This window comes from Acinetobacter sp. 197 (genome assembly GCF_048148385.1).
Taxonomy (GTDB): Bacteria; Pseudomonadota; Gammaproteobacteria; order Pseudomonadales; family Moraxellaceae; genus Acinetobacter; species Acinetobacter pecorum.
Genome location: NZ_JAYWZK010000009.1, coordinates 112,131 through 130,622, shown reverse-complemented (window position 1 = coordinate 130,622; position 18,492 = coordinate 112,131). Strand labels below are relative to the sequence as shown.

The window sequence follows — 18,492 nt, the reverse complement described above, 5'->3', positions numbered from 1 at the left end:
ATAAGACGAATAAAAAATGCAAAAAATGATTTTCCTGCTCTGTGCAGTGGCGCTTGGTGTCATTGCGCAGGCCAAGCCTGTCGGGACGCCTAAACTCAGTATTCATAAAAATAATATCAAGGTCTGGACCTACCAGAATGAACAAAACCCGGTCTTTCTCTATAAAGCTGAAACTACCTATACCGCACCCATTGAAAATGCCGTCTCCCTCATTTTGAATGTCGAACATGCCGTACAGTGGGTTCCCTATATGGGTAGCATCAAGATCCTGTCCCGTGATGATAAAAAAGGCGACTTTACCCTGTATATGGTGCTGGATTTTCCATTTCCCTTAAAAGACCGTGACCTGATTGTACAGGGCAAGATGATCAAGGAAGCCAATGGCCAGATCACCATCAAGAATAAAGCCATCCAAAGTGGTTATCCTTTAAACCCGGATTATGTGCGTTTAACCGATTATCAGGGGGACTGGACTTTTCAGAAACTGGCCAATAACCAGGTCAAGGTTTCAACCTATGGTTATGCCAATCCGGAAGGTTCCATTCCTTTGACTTTTGTGAATATGTTTGTGCAACAGCAGCCTTATCAAATGCTGCAAAAGATGAAGACTGAACTGGCCAAACCTGCCAGTATTGCGGTCTTGCCTGAAGCCCTGCAATAAAAAAGACCCAATTTCTGGGTCTTTTTAACAGCTGAAAATAAGCAGGATTTAAGCTGTAAAATCTGCTTTAAGCACAATCCGGTAACGGGCTTTGCCTGAATGCAGATGTTCAATCGCCTGGTTCAGCTGTGACATCGGGAATACTTCAATTTGCGGAGCAATATTTTTACGTGCAGCAAATTTCAGCAGCTGGCGCAGTGCAGCTGGCGAACCTGTCGGTGAGCCGCTTACTGACTTGGCCCCACCAATCAGCATGCCAGCCGGAATCTGCATCGGTTCCAGAGGTACACCGAGCATATGTACAGTACCATTGGGTGCCAGAGTTGCCAGATAAGCCTGCCAATCCAGAGCCACATTGACCGTACTCAGCAATAAATCAAACTTGCCACGCTGGGCTTTTAAGGCAGCCGAATCACGGCTATTGACCACATGGTCAGCGCCCATGCCTTTCAGCTCATCACTTTTATCCAGATTTGAGGTGAAAGCGGTAATCTCACAGCCCCAGGCTTTTAGCAGCTTGATGGCCATATGCCCTAAACCGCCAATACCAATTACGCCAACATGGTGAATGGCCTGAATCTGATGTTTCAGGATCGGATCAAATACGGTAATCCCGCCACAGAGCAGGGGGCCAGCACTTTCAGGGTCAAGATCTTCGGGTAGGGGAATGACCCATTGCCACCCGGCACGCACTTTGTCGGCAAAACCACCGGCATGTCCGACAATGGTAGCCACCTGACCGCTAGTACACAGCACCTGCTGGCCTGAAATACAAGGATCGCAATATTGGCAACTTTCTGCCGTCCAGCCGATACCCACCCGTTGACCCACTTTCAGGCCTTTGGCTTCTGTACCCAGATGGGTAATGGTACCGATAATCTCATGTCCTGCCACGACCGGATAAACGGATGAACCCCAGTCATTATTGATCACTGAAATATCGGAATGACAGAGACCGCAGTATTCCACTTTGACTTCGACCTGATGCGGTTGCAGTTCTCCGGCATCAAACTGATAAGGTTCAAGTTCCGCACCTGCAGACATGGCTGCATAAGCTTGAATAATATTATTCGACATGATTTTGACTCTTATTTAAATGGGAGCATATTGTTTTAAAGTCACAATGATTTTCATGGTCATTGACCATACCAACGGCCTGCATAAAGGCATAGCAAATGGTGGGTCCGACAAATTTAAAACCGGCCTGTTTAAGGGCTTTAGACATCTGCTGACTCTCAATGGTTTGAGCGGGTGCTTGCCGATAATCCACAACATCATTATTCAGTCGCGGTTGCTGTGCAAAAGACCAGAGCCAATCCACCAGATTAATCCCTTGCTGTCGCAGCTTTAGCCATGCTTGGGCATTTTCCCGAATGGCATTGAGTTTGCCGCGATGCCGTATCAGGCTAGCATCTTCGAGTTTTATTTGGAGTTGTTGATCTGTAAGTGAGGCGATAGATTCGATTGAATATTGAAAAAAATGTTCACGATAAGCTTCACGTTTTTTAAGAACGGTAATCCAGGCCAGACCGGCCTGCTGTCCTTCCAGACACAGCATTTCAAACAGGCGATTTTCATCCAGCAGGGCCTGTCCCCATTCCTGGTCATGGTAGGTGATATACAGCGGATCATCGGAGCACCAGCCACAGCGTTGCACAGTCATGTGATGCTCCTTGTTTTGATGCTTTTATAATTTAAACACAGTCCATTGATCCTGCTGATTGTCCCAGTACCACAGTTCAGCCTGATCCAGATCGCTAAATTGAATCCACATATCTTTACCGGCCTTGTCAGCATAGCCGGTACTGATCAGAAGCGCATCCTCGGTAATTTCCATCACCCAGCCCTGGTAAGTTTGACCATTCAATACAATTTTTTGTTGATTGCCTGATTCAGCAAATTCCACCAGACGATTGATCAACGCTTCTGACATGTAAATATCCTAAAATTAACGTAAATAGGGATAAGGGTTGACCACACCGCGGCCCTTGCCCTGTAAATAGATTCCATAATGCAGATGAGGAGCAGTATGCCGGGCATTACCGCTATTGCCGACATAACCGATCAGCTGGCCTTTTTTAACATGGTCGCCTACTTTTAAGCCACGTTTATGACCATCCAGATGCGCATAATAATGCCAGGAGCCGCCTGGACCCAGAATCCAGACTACTTTACCACCCAAATTGTTATTACGTAAATCCGCAATCAGGCCCTCAGTGGCGCTAAAAACTTTGGTTCCACGTGGAGCCAGGATATCAATGCCTTCATGCAGACGTCCGCGACTGCGCGAAGCGCCCCAGGTATCTGTTAATTCACGTGCCTGTACGCGTGCCACCGGGATTGCCAATGAATTAGGCATCTGCAGGCTGTTGAGTCTCTTCACCAGGATAGGGTTCAGTTGTACAGCGGGGGATTTTTTCGGTGTACTGTTACAGGCTGCCAGCAGCACAGTGATGAAAACAATCCATGTCAAAGCAAGGTATTGGCGCACTTTATTCATCCTTAAATATTGGCAATGCTCATGTCGAGCTGATCGATATTTTGCTTTGTCCAGACTATGTCACAGATTGACGCTAGTGATCAATTTTTTCATGGCAGTCGGAATACCGGCATCGGTTGCTGTTTGTGGACTCATCCAGCCGCCTTGCAGTTCAATCGCCAGATGCTCCTGCTGATCCTGATCTACAGCAAAAACAATCGCTTCAAGGTGCCAGGTAAAATGGGTAAAACTGTGGCTAATCTGGGTCTTTTTGACGATATTTTTCAGGCCCAGCTGCTGGCATCGCTGTTCCAATTCATGTGCATTTTCAATAATCGGCAGACACCAGAGACCGCCCCAAAGACCACTATTGGGACGTTGCTGCCAGAGCCAGTCTGTACCGGACTGGATCAGCAAGACCTGCGCAGAACGTACCGGAACCGGTTTTTTAGCCTTCTTGAAAGGCAATTCATTTTCCAGTCCTTGCTGATGTGCCTTGCAATGCTGCTGCATTGGACAATACAGACACAAAGGCTTTTTTGGCGTACATACGGTTGCTCCCAGATCCATAATCGCCTGGGTATAGTCATGATTGCGTTCGACAGGACAGAGCTGCTCCGCCAGCTGCCATAGGGCACGTTCATGCACTGGTTTGGACAGATCATCTTCAATGGCAAAGAAACGTGACAATACCCGTTTGACATTACCATCCATAATTACGCCATATTGACGTAAACCGAGTGACATCAGGGCGCCCGCGGTAGAACGGCCAATGCCGGGCAAAGCCATCCATTCTTCCAGAGTATGAGGGAACTGCTGCTGTGCCGTCACGATGCCGGCCGCTTTATGCAGATTGCGGGCGCGGGCATAATAGCCGAGACCTGCCCAGTAAGGTGCAACCTCATCCCATGAGGCTTGACCTAAGTCCTGAACAGTCGGGAAACGCTGGATAAATCGTTCGAAATATTGCAGTACAGTTTTGACCTGGGTTTGCTGCAACATGATTTCAGAGACCCAGACTTTATACGGATCATCGGTCACCTGCCAGGGCAAGTCATGACGACCATGCACATCAAACCATTCCAACAGGGCATCTGAAAATACGAACATGAACACCTAGCAACCGAATAAGCAGCAGCTAGTATAGCGGAATCAGCAGGGTGGGAATGTGAAAAGTAGGATAAAAATGGCTGCTCATTTATTTGGGCAGAAGAGTGATTTCAAAAAAATAAACGCTCCGTAGAGCATTTATTTTTGATATAGAACCTGGTTAATCATTAATTCCCCAGCGCTCATCCAGCTTCAAGGTTTTGCCTGCATAACGCGGAATAATATGAATATGCAGATGTTCTACCTTTTCCTGAAATACTTCACCATCAATAAAACCGACATGAAACCCGGCAGGCTGGTAGCGTAATTGCAGTTCATTACGTGCCTGTTCCAGTAAAGACATCAAACTTTTACGTTCTTTGTCAGTCACTTCAAAAAATGAGGCCACATGCCGTAATGGAATCACGACACAGTGACCTTCGGACAATGAATTCGGTTCAGGCAACACCACACCATAATCATTTTTGGCAATGACATCATATTCGTCAAAATTGCAGTAGGGGCAGTTGGTTTCAGCCATCATATACATTCTCCTCTGGTAGGATTTATCTTTCTTTTCTTCATGAAGTATCTGAAATATTCAGCCTGTAAACAAGCCGAATAGTTGTTTCTATTTATGCCAAACGGCGATCCAGTAAGGCGTACATTGCTGCCAGGCCTTTTTGTTCCGCTTCTGGATTGTAGCCAAGATCCACGCCATTGGCTTTGGCCCGTTCATCGGCAAGCGGGTTGCTAAAGCCATGTTTGGCATTTTCAAAAACAATCACTTCATGTTTGACCTTGGCAGCCTGCATTTCCTCCTGGAAACTGGCGACATCATCTAGCGTTACCATACTGTCCAGTTCTCCATGCAGCACCAGGATTTCTGCCTGTACCTGACCTTCCTGAGCTGGTGCTTTTGGCGTCAGATTGGCATGGAAAGTGACGACTGCTTTTAATGGGGCATTGGAACGGGCCAGATCCAGTACGACTTTGCCTCCGTAGCAGAAACCAATCGCTGCAAGTTTTTCGGGATTAACTTCATCCTGCGCTGCCAGAGCATTCAAAGCCGCTGTGGCACGGTTAACGATGGTGTCAGGATCTGCAAAAGTCTGCATCATCCACTGATATGCCTGATCAGAATTGGTCGTGACTTTTTTATCCCCATACATGTCCATGGCCAAGGCCGCATAGCCATGTTCTGCAAGTTCACGGGCACGCTGTTCGGTATATTCGTTACGACCCCACCATTCTGGTGCGACCAGTATACCGGCAACAGGAGTATCAGTTTCTGGTGCGGCAAAATAACCGATTAATGAGCTGCCATCCTGTGCAGTGTAATGAATTTCGCGGGTCTTGATTGCTGCCATGCTGACGTCCTCTATTGTTGTTGAATCGCTTGATTAAAACATAACATAGCAAAACTGATTGGAATGTGACATGAAAACTTGCAATTTAGGGAGGTTGAAAGGCATAAAAAAGAGAGGTAAATCTAGAACCTCTCTGCTTTTTTATCAGGAAAAATAGGATTTATTATTTAATAATTTCCAGTAATTCCACATCAAAAATCAAGGTACTGTTCGGCTCAATTACATCCCCTGAACCAATTTGTCCGTAGGCCAGTTCAGCCGGAATGAAGAAACGATATTTGGCACCTTCTTTCATCAGCTGCAAGCCTTCGGTCCAGCCAGTAATGACCTGGGTGGTACGGAATACCACGGGCTGATTACGGGCAATCGAACTGTCAAAAACTGTACCATCAATCAAACGGCCTTCATAATGTACGCGGACATTACTGTTTGCATTCGGCGATTTGCCTTTACCTTCCTGAAGAATCTGATATTGCAGGCCTGATTTGGTGGTTTTGATCCCAGGTTTTTTGGCATTCTCTGCCAGAAACGCCTGACCAATTCTGGCATTTTCATCAGCCTGTTTTTTTAGGGTAATCAGCTCTTTGGCTTCAGCCTGACGCTTGAACTGGGTCAATACCCGCGCCATCTCTTCTTCACTTAAAGTCGCCTGTTTTCCGGCAGCAGCAGCTTTTAAACCGGCACTGAAGGCATCCAGATCAATACCTTGTAAAGAGTCTGCATTACTTTTTCCCATCAGATAACCAAAGCTGTAACCCACCTGTTCTGCTTCAGAACTTTTAGTGGTGATGTCTTTGGCAAAAAGACTGCCAGAACTTAGCAGTAAAACCAGCAAGCTTATTTGTATTTTCATTATCATTTCTCAAAATAAAGGAGAGCACAATGCTCTCCTTATTCGTGGATTATTTGACTTCGATCAGTTCCACATCAAAAATCAAAGTGCTGTTAGGAGGAATAGTTCCTGGTACGCCCTGTTCGCCATAAGCCAGTTTTGCCGGGATATATAGCGTGGCTTTGCCGCCTTCTTTCATCAGTTGCAACCCTTCTGTCCAGCCTGGAATCACCTGGTTGAGTGGGAACTCAATCGGCTCACCACGTTCGACCGAGCTGTCAAATACGGTACCATCAACCAGTTTTCCGGTGTAATGGACTTTCACGATTGACGATGCCGCAGGCTGTTTGCCGGTGCCTTCTTTAGTGACTAGATATTGCAAACCAGATGCTGTGGTTTTTACCCCTGCTTTTTTGGCATTCTCAGTCAGGAAAGTATCGCTGGATGCTTGAGCCTGCTTGGCACTGTCGACTTGCTTTTGCTGCATTTCTTTCTGGAACTGCTCATAAGCGGCCTGTAATTCTTCTTCAGTATAAGCAGGTGCAGTACGGGCATGACCTTCACGAACACCTGTCACAAAGCTGTCAATATCCAGCTCAGGTGGAGTTTGGTGAGCAACTTCATAACCAAGTGCATAGCTGATTTTAGAAACAGCTGAGGCATTTTTAGATGCTTTTGTTGTTTGAGCAGCTGGGTTTTGAGTTGCATAGTAAACAGGTACTAGCGCGGCACCGCCTAAAAGAACAGCGACAGCAATCGGTAAGGCCTTACTCATGTATTATTCCAATCTAATGTTATCGTGGAGGTTCATTCCATCTTAGCAGAAAATTTTGAGAAATCTTGCAGAATGGGTGGTTTTTTAGCAAGCGAATACCGCAATTCTGTTGAAGCTGGAAGACATAAAAAAAACCAGCAATTGCTGGTTTTTTTTATGAATGAGGTCAGCTATTTTGTACTCTAGACTTATAACTGTAAATGTAATCGTAACTATAGCTTCCTGCGGCCGAAGGTTGAATATCATTCAGGATAAAGCCATTTACGATACAACCGGCTTGTTTAAAGCGGTTCAATGTCAGCTCAAGCTCCTTCATTTGAGTTTTTGCATAGCGTGCTACGACCAAATTGAGTCCGACATATCGGGCTACGATAGTCGCATCCGTGACCGCCAATACAGGTGGTGTGTCAATAATGATATGGTCATAGTGTGGAATCACAGATTGCAGTAGCTCCTGAAAGCGTACTGAATTGAGAAGCTCAGATGGATGGGTTGAGCTTTTACCGCAGGTGATGACATTTAAGTTCGGAAGATTGGTGTTTTGTATCGTCTGTTCTAATGTAATTTGCTCATTCAGGTATTCAGTTAATCCATTTTGATGATCCAGATCAAAATATTTGTGGATATGTCCACGACGCAAGTCTGCATCAATCACCAGTACGCGTTTGTTTTTTTCTGCCATGATGACCGCCAGGTTGCTACAAACAAATGATTTTCCAACTTTGGGTGCGGGACCTGAAATCATGATGATGTTGTTCTTGGCCTGGCCAAGGGCAAAATGGCTCGCGGTGCGGATGCTGCGCAAACTTTCGATCGCAATATCATCGCTATGTTTAAGGGCCAATACGAAAGGAATATTTTTCTTTTTCAGGAGTTTTAGCCCAGGTTTCTGACTCGGTGAGTGTACGATATTTGCATAGACCGGAAGTCCGAGTTGATATTCTATCTGACTGCTCTCTTTCACCCCGGAACGCAGCATATTGCGGAATAATGCCACCAGGATTCCCAGGAAAATACCGAACCAGAAGGCGAGGAACAGAATCAGGGGTGTTTTCTGTTGCATCTGGTCAATCGGTTCAAGTGCGGTATCAATGATATGGACATTGCCAATTTCACCCGCTTTGGCAATGCGCAGTTGCTGATAGGAATTTACCAGGTTGGTATACAGTTGTTGTTTGACTTCTACATCACGTGACAGTTGCAAGAACTGGCGTTGGATCTCTGGAACATTTTTAAGTGCGGTATTCAGCTCGCCAATCTTGCCATTGATGACCCGAAGTTGAGCCGTAATTTCCCGCATGGCCGGATGTAGTGCTGCATATTTGGCACCTATTTCAGCCTGTCTCTGTTCGAGTAAGACTTTTTGTGTTTCCAGGGTGACGCTCTGGTTTAAGTACAATTCAGATTCTTTAGCAATATCAACAGTATTATGCTGTTGGCGGAATTTGTTAAAGGCAAATTCTGCATTATCCAGCTGTTTTCTTAAATCCGGTAATTGTTCATCCAGAAACGCCAGTGTCTGGGCTGTTTCTGTGGAACGGCGAGTAATATTATGCTGGCTATAAAGGGCTAAAATCGTGTTCAGTACTTTGGTGATGTGCTGTTTATCTTGCCCCTGATAACGAAGCTGCAGAACACCACTCAGTTCGCCTTTTTCTGTAACGGAGTAATTGGCGAGTATGGAATCAATCGCTGTAGGTAACGAGAGTTTTTGGACCCGATAGCTGTTATCTAGCTTATCCTGAGTGAAGATGGCAACTTTCCAGTCTCCCTGTGCAGCTTTGCCTTGAACAGCCTGGTTAAGTGGGCCTTGAAAGACAATTTCTTCTGTAGCTGGATTGATCAGGCTAAAGCTCTGTGGTTGAAATTTTAGCAGAAGACTTTTATCCAGATACGCTGCAGGAACTTCAAACTGACGGATATCAAAGCTTTTAAAACCTTCTTTAAAGCGTACTGTTTCAGGCTGATATTCGGTTTGCGAGTTTCTTCCCTGAATAAGACGGTTGATAAAAGATTCTTCAGTACTGGCGATATGCAGATCCAGATTTAAACGATCAATCACGGACTCAAGAATAGTGCGTGATTTTAACACCTCAATCTCAGCATTCGACGAAGACATCTGACTAATAATACTTGACAGGCTGCCTAATAAAGCAGCTGATGCCCCTCTACTTTCCTCGACCTGGACAATTGCATCTACCTTATAGCTAGGGGCTGCGGTGCGTATATACAGCAGCACGACAATCAGGCTGAGCAAGCCACATAACAGGATGAGTTTCCATTGCGCGAGCAGGGAAAAGAACACCCCTTTTAGGTCAATCATATTTTCGGTATTGTTATTTTTGTTCATAATTTTACTATCTAAAAGTTTAAAAGTGATTTTTCCAGTCAGTGAGTTATTTTTTAACAAAATTATATAAAATAATCAAAGACTTGCTGCCTTTGCGAAAAAGGACTCTAAAATTCTGGTTATATGGTCCTTTCCTGAAATATCTAACCCGTATAAGGCCAGATATTTTAATAATGATCAGAAGAAGACAGTTCTTATTATGTCTGTTTCCTATTCAGTATTAAGCACCTGGTACTATATATATAGCTAAATTACCTATCGTATAGCCGAGTCAGCGACATATGAAAATGGAAGAATCTGGCTCACAACGCGTTCCCAACGAGTCAGACCTGTGGCATCTACATAGACAATATCGTTACTACGCATCTTGAACTGTTTGGCCAGGCCAAAATCTCCAAGGTTGTTTAAACTTAAGTGATATATGTCGGTCATCTTGTTATCGGAATTGCCACGTAAGACATAAATCCGGCTAGCACTCGCTGAATAGGGGTTGATGCCTTCACTTTCACCCAGCACATCCGCAAGCGTCATTCCCTGATCACGTATTGGCAACGGTTTATTGGCACCTGCTTCCCCCATCACATAGATTTTCTGGTTTTCACGAGGGCTGATATAAAGAGTGTCATTTGGTTGAATCAAGAGTTTATGTAAAGAATATCCCGCCTTTTCCAGTGCAATAGTATTCAGGTCATAGGTCACCCCCTGACGTACCAGTTGAATTGAAGTCGAGTCACCCTGCTCATTGATACCGCCAGCCAGACCTAATGCTGTATAAACACTGATCGGTTGGTCAGACAGGTAAAACTGTCCTGCCGATTTCACATTGCCAACCACAGAATAGCGTTGTCCTTGATATGAAATCACGCGTACCACTACATCCGGGCGGTTTAAATAAGGTGTTAATAGGCGTCGTACTTCCTGATTCACTTGCGGAAGAGTTTTTCCTGCTGCTTTATAGCGTCCAATGAATGGAAAGTGAATATAACCATTCCGGTCAATTTGATAGCCGTTGTTATTATCGCTGGCCGTAGGGGCGGCACTGATTTCAGGATAAGCCCATAATTGAAAAGATAAGATATCACCCGGATTCAAGCGGTAATCCTGCACCTCGGTCTGAAATAAAGCAGCATAATGACTGAGATTATTTGTTTGGGCCGACTGTACGACAGGCAGGGTTTGCTGATTTAATTGCACCAGATTGACAGGCGTTCCCAGCTCAGTTTGATAGATGCCTTCTTTCGGTAAATTATAGGTTTGAAAGCCGGATATTGCTGCACATCCAACTAAAGATAGGCTTAAGGTAAAAATACCTAAAAGGTGTCTATGGTTCACTTGAAACCCCTTTATTTTTATATGTTCAGAATTGGTATTTATTAATAATTATTAATTTTTTTAATTCGATTTATGTGATTAACGTCTAAAAAATATAATATATCACATACCTTGTCTATAGCTATTTTTGACCCAATTAAATAACGCCAGGCTAAGATTTTGCAAAAAGATGGACGAAAATGGACGTGAAAGCTTGATTGAACAAGCGGTAGAGATATAGAAAATTTTTTAAGATTATAAAGAAGATTAATTGTTTCTAATTGTTATTTTTTAATAGATGAGTTGAATCCCATGAAAGAAGCAATAACGATAGAAATTAATCGAGGAAAGTATTTTCATATAATTTTTATCTGATTTAAAGGTTTCTTAGATTGTTGATTTTTATTTAATTTAAGCATTAGTTTAATAATTTATAAAATAATTATGCCTTATGCAATTAAAATAAAACATTGTTAATTAAAGTATTGGAATAAAAAAATGATGAATATTAGAGCAATATTGGCTAGAAGGTATGTACAAGATTAAGATCAATATAGGGTAAAAATATTTTTAAAAACTAAAATAGATTCATAAAATGTAACTACATTTAAGTATCGGCTTTTTTTGTAAGTGGCTTGTGTAATAGAATTAATATATCTTATAAACAAATCAATAAAAAAAGAGACGCTTAAAAGGCATCAATATATTAAAAATAATTAGTGAAAAGTAGAATAAAAATATTAAAGGGTATTTAAAATGGTGATGAAAATATTAGTGACTGGTGGAGCCGGTTTTATTGGATCTGCTGTCATCCGGCATCTGGTCAAGGAGACTGAACATCAAGTCTTAAATGTTGATAAGTTAACTTATGCGGGTAATCTAGAATCTTTAATTTCTATATCGGATCACCCACGTTACCATTTCTCTCAAACTGATATTTGTGATCATGCAGCTTTAACACGACTATTTGCAAGCTTTGAACCCGATGTGGTCATGCATCTAGCGGCAGAGTCTCATGTGGACCGATCCATCGATGGCCCGGCCGAATTTATTAAAACAAATATTGTCGGTACCTATACCTTATTAGAAGCTGCACGAAAGTATTGGCAAAAGCTGCCTGAAATTAAAAAATCCAGATTCAAATTCCACCATATTTCAACAGATGAGGTCTATGGAGATTTGGAAGGCACAACCGATCTGTTTGCAGAAACCACACCTTATTTGCCAAGTTCACCTTATTCGGCCAGTAAGGCCAGCTCGGATCATCTGGTACGTGCCTGGCATAGAACTTATGGTTTGCCAGTCGTGATCACAAACTGTTCCAATAACTATGGACCTTATCATTTTCCTGAAAAACTGATTCCTTTGATGATCCTCAATGCTTTGGAAGGGAAGTCCTTACCAGTGTATGGTAACGGTCAGCAGGTTCGGGACTGGCTTTTCGTAGAAGACCATGCCCGCGCTTTATATCAGGTTGCGACTCAAGGCATTGTAGGTGAGACCTATAATATTGGTGGATGGAATGAAAAACAAAATATAGACGTGGTAAAAACCATCTGTCAGATTTTAGATGAATTAAAACCTCAACTGAATGGGGAACGTTATGAAAGCCTCATCACTTTTGTTAATGATCGGCCTGGACATGATCTGCGCTATGCCATTGATGCATCAAAAATTGAACGGGAACTGGGGTGGAAGCCACAGGAATCATTCGAGACCGGTATCCGTAAAACTGTGAAGTGGTATCTGGATAATCTGACATGGTGTCATCGCGTTCAGGATGGTTCTTATCAGCGTGAACGTTTAGGGGAGGCAGTCTAATGGCTAGCACAACCAAGGGGATTATTTTAGCCGGTGGTTCGGGCACACGTTTGCATCCGATTACCAAAGGCATCTCGAAACAGCTACTTCCGATTTATGACAAACCGATGGTTTATTACCCATTATCTGTCCTGATGTTAGCTGGTATCAGTGACGTTCTGGTTATTAGTACGCCAGAGGATATTGAGGGGTTTAAGCGTTTATTGGGAGATGGTTCACAGTTTGGCATGGAGCTGAGTTATGCAATTCAGCCTCGCCCTGATGGTTTGGCACAAGCCTTTATCCTGGGCGAAAAATTTATTGGCCAAAGCAATGTATGCCTGGTGCTGGGCGATAATATTTTCTACGGGCAAGGTTTTACCCCTATGCTACGTCAAGCTGCAGCACGGCAAAAAGGAGCAACGGTATTTGGTTATCAGGTGAAAGATCCTGAGCGCTTTGGCGTGGTGGAATTTGATGAACAGCACCGTGTGATTTCAATTGAAGAAAAACCGAAACATCCTAAATCTAACTTCGCCGTAACTGGCCTGTATTTTTATGACAATGATGTGATTCAAATTGCCAAACAGGTGCAACCATCCGAACGGGGTGAGCTGGAAATTACCTCGATTAATCAGGCATATCTGGAACGAGGTGATTTAAATGTTGAATTGTTGGGGCGTGGGTTTGCCTGGTTGGATACAGGAACACAGGGCAGTCTGCTTGAGGCAGCTCAATTTGTAGAAACTATTGAAAAACGTCAGGGTTATAAAGTGGCCTGCCTGGAAGAAATTGCATTGAATAATGGCTGGCTGAGCAGAGAGGAAGTTTTAGCGATTGGTCAAACAATGAATAAAAATGGCTATGGACAATATCTGATTTCTTTAGTGGGGTAATAACGATGAATCTTATCGAATGGATAGAATTACCTAATCTGGGAGATCATCGTGGCAGCTTGGTGGTCGCCGAAGCCAATCGGAATATCCCCTTTAATATACAAAGGCTCTATTATATTTTCGCTGCTCAGCCTGATGTTCCTCGTGGATTTCATGCACATAAAGACCTTCAACAAATTGCTTTTTGCATTCAAGGCAGTTGCAAAATGCTGATGGATAATGGCAAAGAAAAGCTAGAGGTCTTAATAGGTCAGTCTAATAAAGGATTATTTATCCCGCCAATGGTTTGGCATGAGATGCATGATTTTTCCAAAGATTGCATATTGCTGGTATTGGCAAGCGATTATTATGAAGAAAGCGATTATATCCGCAATTATGACCAGTTTTTAAAAGAACTGCATAAGACCTGTACGCAATAGTGAATTAAAATAATAGCATAACAAAAAACAGGGTTTTAAATAATAATAAATATTAAGGAGATGTATGAGATGATTAAGCCGCTTACATCGTTGCGTATGTTTTTTGCACTATTTGTTTTTCTGAGTCATTTGGCTTTTCTTAAAAATGACACATATTATGCAGATGTTTTTAATAATATTTTTAATGAAGGATTTTTAGGTGTCAGTTTCTTCTTTATATTAAGCGGATTTATTTTAGCCTATAACTATAGAGAAAAATTTCTCACTGGAAGTATTTCAAAAAAAGAGTTTTATATTTCTCGCTTAGCACGGGTATATCCGGTACATATTGCAACTACGGTGATTGTGCTTCTATTAACCTTTATCCAGTATGGACAAGGGTGGGAATACCTGTTTCAGCATATTTTTCTGATGCAAAGCTTTTTTCTGGAAGAAAATATTCATTTTTCATTAAATTCTCCTTCCTGGAGTATTTCTGATGAAATGTTCTTTTACTTACTTTTTCCCTTTGCACTTTTAATCTCTGAAAAATTAAGAGGCTATATTTTTATTTTGTATTTTATAGGTATTTTACTATTAAATTTTCAGCTGGATAAAAATCAGAATCACTATTGGTTATATATCTCGCCATTTGTACGTTTTTCTGATTTTTTACTGGGCATGGTCCTGTTTGATATTTTTGAAAAAATAAAATTAAGTTACTCTAAAATAAACCGATCTGTTTTCGTTATTGAAATTGCAGCAATTTTGCTTTTTGTTCTATTCTTTGTATTTCATGATGATATCAATATAAGTTACAGGTATTCTATTTACTATTGGCTACCGATGGCAGCTATTATCCTTGTTTTTGCATTATCTCATGTTGCAAAGGAAAAGAGCATTATTACTAGATTTTTATCAAGTAAATATATGGTACTAGCGGGTGAAATTAGTTTTTCTTTTTATCTGCTACATGTTTTAGAAATTCAAGTTTTAAATTATATAAAAAAGCTACTGTCATTCGATATAGATTTAATGCTGTTTTCAGGAATTATTTTTATAATCACCTTGATCGCTAGTTTTTTAATGTATAAATATATCGAAAAACCTCTCAATAGGAAAATGAAACAATTTTTATTAGAACCAGGTTTTAAATCTAAGAATTATGGACTAAATAAATAAACTTTGATTTTAATAAAATTGAAATTCAAAAATAAATAAAAAATGATGTGAGATTGATAAGAATGATTCCTTTTCTTGATCTAAAAGCAATAAATGCACAATACCGTGAAAAACTTATCACTGCTTGTACGCAGGTCATTGATTCAGGCTGGTATATATGTGGCAAAGAATTAGAAGAATTTGAACGAAATTTTGCAAACTATTGTGGTACACAGTATGCCGTCGGAGTGGCGAATGGACTGGATGCACTTATTTTGACCCTGCGTGCCTGGAAGGAATTGGGCAAACTCCATGAAGGGGATGAAGTCATTGTGCCTTCAAATACCTATATCGCAAGTATTCTGGCGATTTCACAAAATAATTTAAAACCGGTGCTGGTCGAACCGGATATTCATACCTTTAATATTGATACTAAAAAAATTGAAGCAGCCATTACAGACCGAACCAAGGCAATTTTACCAGTTCATTTATATGGACAGCTTGCTGCAATGCCAGAAATTATGAGTATTGCCAAGAAATACCATTTACTGGTTTTAGAGGATTCAGCCCAAGCTCACGGTGCTGAAATAGGGGGTAAAAAAGCAGGAAATTGGGGAGATGCCTCAGGCTTTAGTTTTTATCCGGGTAAAAACTTGGGTGCATTAGGAGACGGGGGCGCGATTACCACCAACGATGCCGAGTTAGCCGATATGCTAAAGGCTATACGTAATTATGGTTCACATGAAAAATATAAAAATCTGGTACCTGGAGTAAATAGTCGCCTTGATGAAATCCAGGCTGCAATTCTAAATATAAAACTGAAATTTTTGGACCGGGAGAACCAGCATCGCCGTCAGATTGCAGATCTCTATTTAAAAGGAATTCAACATCCGGCCATTGAGCTTCCACTCATAAATATAGACACGGAAACTTATACCCAGCATGTTTGGCATTTGTTTGTCATTCGAACCCGACATCGGGAAGAATTACAAAAATATCTGGCAGACCATGGGGTACAGACACTGATTCATTATCCGATTCCACCGCATAAACAACAAGCTTATAAAGAGTGGAATGACTTAAGTTTACCAATTTCAGAACAAATTCATGCCGAGGTCTTGAGCTTGCCCATCGGGCCTACTTTATCTGTAGATGAAGCGAAGCAGGTTGTTCAGTTATGTAATGGTTTTCAAATATAGATGAATTTACTTACGACCAGCGTACTCAATGGTGTGGCGGTGTTGATTAAGACCCTAACCCTGTTTGTACTGAATAAAATTCTGGCTGTATATCTGGGACCGACTGGATATGCCGCTTTAGGACAATTTCAAAATTTTATTCAAATGGTGACCACTTTTGCGGGTAGTGCAATTAATACTGCCGTCATTAAATATACGGCCGAGTATCATGAAGACCAAAACAGACAACGTGCAATCTGGAAAACGGCAGGCAGTCTTGTTTTTCTATTCAGCCTGATTTTTGCAATATTAATTTTAATTTTCCAAAGCCAGCTATCATTGTATATATTTCATACTCTTGAATATCAAAATGTTTTCGTATGGTTCGCAGTATTTTTAGTATTTTTTAATTTTAATACCTTGTTTTTAGCAATATTAAATGGCAAAAAAGAAATATTAAAACTGGTCATTGCCAATATTGCAGGCAGTTTATTCGCGCTTATTATTACCAGTATTTTGGCTATAAAATTACATCTATATGGTGCCTTGATTGCATTATCTATTTATCAGTCTATTGCATTTATAGTGACTTTATTTCTGTGTTATCGAGCGAAGTGGTTTAAATTTTCATCTCTGTTTGGAAAAATAGACCTCGAAATTACTAAAAAATTTAGTTCTTTTGTCTGGATGGCATTGGTGAGTGCCATCTGTGTGCCTTTATCACAAATGCTGATTCGCGCCTATTTAAGCCGGGAGTTTGGTCTGGCATATGCAGGATACTGGGAAGCGATGATCCGTCTAAGTACCGTATACTTGATGCTGGTTACAACAATATTAGGAGTCTATTACTTACCGCGTTTATCAGAACTCAAGATGCTTGATGAAATTAAGAAAGAAATCTATTTAGGCTACAAGTTCCTGTTTCCACTGGCTGTGGCAGGTGGAATCATCGTTTTTGTGCTACGCGATTGGATTATCAACGTATTGTTCAGTCCATCTTTCGCACCCATGCAAAGCCTGTTCTTTTGGCAAATGATGGGCGATGCATTAAAAATAGGGAGCTGGATACTTGCTTATTTAATGTTAAGCAAAGCCATGACCAAACTGTATATTTCTACAGAAATTATATTTACTGTGTCCCTTCTGGTTTTGACTTATGTATGTACCCAGGTTTTTGGATTTGAAGGTGTTTCGATTGCTTACCTGGTAAATTACGGGATGTATTGGATAGTTATCAGTTTATTTATATTTAAGCCATTAAAATAAAAAGAGATATAATATGAAAATTGAATACCCTTTAATTTCTATCATTATACCAAGTTATAATCATGAGAGATTTGTGTGTGACAGTATCCGGAGTGTCATTGACCAGTCGTATCAGAATATTGAGTTAATTGTCATTGATGATGGATCTACAGATTCTTCCGTAGAAAAAATCCAAGAACTGATTCCGCTCTGTGAAAAACGATTTACCCGATTTGAGTTTAGACATCGACCCAATCAGGGCTTGAGTGCAACCTTGAATGAAGCATTAGAATGGACACAGGGAGAATATTTTTCTTCTCTGGCTTCAGATGATATAATCTTAAAAGATAAAATAAAAATACAATCCGAATTTTTAAACCAGAACAAAAATTGTATCGCAGTATTTGGAGGAGTGGCAGTTATTGATAATGATTCTAAGCTTGTTAAAAACAGGGTAAAAAAAAGACAAAGTTATAATTTTGAAAAAATTTTATTATTAGAACATGATTTGCCAGCTACGACCCAACTGATCCGATCTAAAGCTTTGAAAAAAATTGGCGGTTATGATGCTAAGGTAAAAATCGAAGACTGGTATATGTGGCTGCTTTTAGCACAGGAAGGGGAGTTATGTTATCTTCCTGTTATTTTTGCTAAATATAGGCTACATGATAATAATATGCATAAACAGACGTCACTTATGCATGATTCGAGAATGATGATTTTAAATGAGTACCAAAATCATATTCTATTTAATAAAGCAAAAAAAAGAGCTTTATGGATAAATGCATTTGAGTTGGGGTTGTTTTCCAAAAAGCAATCATTAGAAAAAATGCTCAGTATTTTGAGAGAATATCCATCTGAAATTTTAACATATGATTTTTTCAGGTTTTTTTACTGGTTATTGATTAAAAAAGATTTTTAATATAAATAAGTTTGATAAATATTAT

19 protein-coding genes are annotated in these 18,492 nt (G+C 41.1%); 8 read left to right on the top strand and 11 right to left on the bottom strand.

The features are described from left to right. Positions 1-16: 16 nt before the first annotated feature. The gene (locus tag VXQ11_RS10665; protein WP_191730833.1) at positions 17-661 is read left to right on the top strand and encodes an START domain-containing protein; all 645 of its coding nucleotides are present in this window, start codon (positions 17-19) and stop codon (positions 659-661) included. A gap of 48 nt (positions 662-709) precedes the next feature. On the opposite strand, the gene ahr is transcribed toward VXQ11_RS10665, so the two are convergent. The 11 genes from ahr to VXQ11_RS10610 all read right to left on the bottom strand — a co-directional run bounded on the left by ahr (position 710) and on the right by VXQ11_RS10610 (position 10,888). Next, on the bottom strand, positions 710-1,738 hold the full coding sequence (gene ahr, locus VXQ11_RS10660; RefSeq protein ID WP_416706009.1) for an NADPH-dependent aldehyde reductase Ahr: 1,029 nt from the start codon (positions 1,736-1,738) through the stop codon (positions 710-712). Next, positions 1,728-2,324, bottom strand: coding sequence for a DNA-3-methyladenine glycosylase I (locus tag VXQ11_RS10655; RefSeq protein ID WP_416706008.1), 597 nt, complete (start codon positions 2,322-2,324; stop codon positions 1,728-1,730). The genes ahr and VXQ11_RS10655 overlap by 11 nt, the downstream gene beginning before the upstream one ends. A gap of 24 nt (positions 2,325-2,348) precedes the next feature. Further along, the gene (locus VXQ11_RS10650) at positions 2,349-2,594 is read right to left on the bottom strand and encodes a hypothetical protein (RefSeq protein ID WP_064096877.1); all 246 of its coding nucleotides are present in this window, start codon (positions 2,592-2,594) and stop codon (positions 2,349-2,351) included. 15 nt (positions 2,595-2,609) lie between these two features. Further along, entirely contained in the window at positions 2,610-3,152 is a 543-nt protein-coding gene (locus VXQ11_RS10645) for a M23 family metallopeptidase (RefSeq protein WP_416706007.1), read from the bottom strand. 69 nt (positions 3,153-3,221) lie between these two features. Further along, entirely contained in the window at positions 3,222-4,250 is a 1,029-nt protein-coding gene (gene mutY, locus VXQ11_RS10640; protein WP_416706006.1) for an A/G-specific adenine glycosylase, read from the bottom strand. A 160-nt stretch (positions 4,251-4,410) separates the two neighbouring features. Next, positions 4,411-4,770 (bottom strand): HIT family protein, encoded by a 360-nt coding sequence (locus tag VXQ11_RS10635; protein WP_064096966.1) that lies wholly within the window; start codon positions 4,768-4,770, stop codon positions 4,411-4,413. Positions 4,771-4,864: 94 nt separating this feature from the next. Beyond that, positions 4,865-5,599, bottom strand: coding sequence for a dienelactone hydrolase family protein (locus VXQ11_RS10630; protein ID WP_416706005.1), 735 nt, complete (start codon positions 5,597-5,599; stop codon positions 4,865-4,867). A gap of 163 nt (positions 5,600-5,762) precedes the next feature. Further along, positions 5,763-6,452, bottom strand: a complete 690-nt coding sequence (locus VXQ11_RS10625) for an FKBP-type peptidyl-prolyl cis-trans isomerase (RefSeq protein WP_064096881.1) — start codon at positions 6,450-6,452, stop codon at positions 5,763-5,765. A gap of 49 nt (positions 6,453-6,501) precedes the next feature. Beyond that, positions 6,502-7,206 (bottom strand): FKBP-type peptidyl-prolyl cis-trans isomerase, encoded by a 705-nt coding sequence (locus VXQ11_RS10620; RefSeq protein ID WP_064096882.1) that lies wholly within the window; start codon positions 7,204-7,206, stop codon positions 6,502-6,504. Between the two features lie 166 nt (positions 7,207-7,372). After that, positions 7,373-9,556: a polysaccharide biosynthesis tyrosine autokinase gene (locus VXQ11_RS10615; RefSeq protein ID WP_416681021.1), complete on the bottom strand. Its 2,184-nt coding sequence runs from the start codon at positions 9,554-9,556 to the stop codon at positions 7,373-7,375. 255 nt (positions 9,557-9,811) lie between these two features. Next, positions 9,812-10,888, bottom strand: a complete 1,077-nt coding sequence (locus tag VXQ11_RS10610) for a polysaccharide biosynthesis/export family protein (protein ID WP_064096884.1) — start codon at positions 10,886-10,888, stop codon at positions 9,812-9,814. Positions 10,889-11,629: 741 nt separating this feature from the next. On the opposite strand from VXQ11_RS10610, the gene rfbB reads away from it, so the two are divergent. The 7 genes from rfbB (at position 11,630) to VXQ11_RS10575 (ending at position 18,467) form a co-directional block, all read left to right on the top strand. Then, entirely contained in the window at positions 11,630-12,688 is a 1,059-nt protein-coding gene (rfbB, locus tag VXQ11_RS10605; protein WP_191730838.1) for a dTDP-glucose 4,6-dehydratase, read from the top strand. After that, positions 12,688-13,563 carry a glucose-1-phosphate thymidylyltransferase RfbA gene (gene rfbA, locus VXQ11_RS10600; RefSeq protein WP_064096885.1) on the top strand — a complete coding sequence of 292 codons (876 nt, stop codon included), beginning with the start codon at positions 12,688-12,690 and terminating at the stop codon, positions 13,561-13,563. Before rfbB ends, rfbA begins: the two co-directional genes overlap by 1 nt. A 5-nt stretch (positions 13,564-13,568) precedes the next feature. Next, positions 13,569-13,982: a sugar 3,4-ketoisomerase gene (locus VXQ11_RS10595; RefSeq protein ID WP_416706004.1), complete on the top strand. Its 414-nt coding sequence runs from the start codon at positions 13,569-13,571 to the stop codon at positions 13,980-13,982. A gap of 69 nt (positions 13,983-14,051) precedes the next feature. Beyond that, positions 14,052-15,143 carry an acyltransferase family protein gene (locus VXQ11_RS10590; protein WP_416706003.1) on the top strand — a complete coding sequence of 364 codons (1,092 nt, stop codon included), beginning with the start codon at positions 14,052-14,054 and terminating at the stop codon, positions 15,141-15,143. Positions 15,144-15,205: 62 nt separating this feature from the next. Further along, positions 15,206-16,321, top strand: a complete 1,116-nt coding sequence (locus VXQ11_RS10585; protein WP_416706002.1) for a DegT/DnrJ/EryC1/StrS family aminotransferase — start codon at positions 15,206-15,208, stop codon at positions 16,319-16,321. Next, entirely contained in the window at positions 16,322-17,566 is a 1,245-nt protein-coding gene (locus tag VXQ11_RS10580) for an O-antigen translocase (protein WP_191730840.1), read from the top strand. Positions 17,567-17,579: 13 nt separating this feature from the next. Further along, entirely contained in the window at positions 17,580-18,467 is an 888-nt protein-coding gene (locus tag VXQ11_RS10575; protein ID WP_416706001.1) for a glycosyltransferase family 2 protein, read from the top strand. Positions 18,468-18,492: the final 25 nt, after the last annotated feature.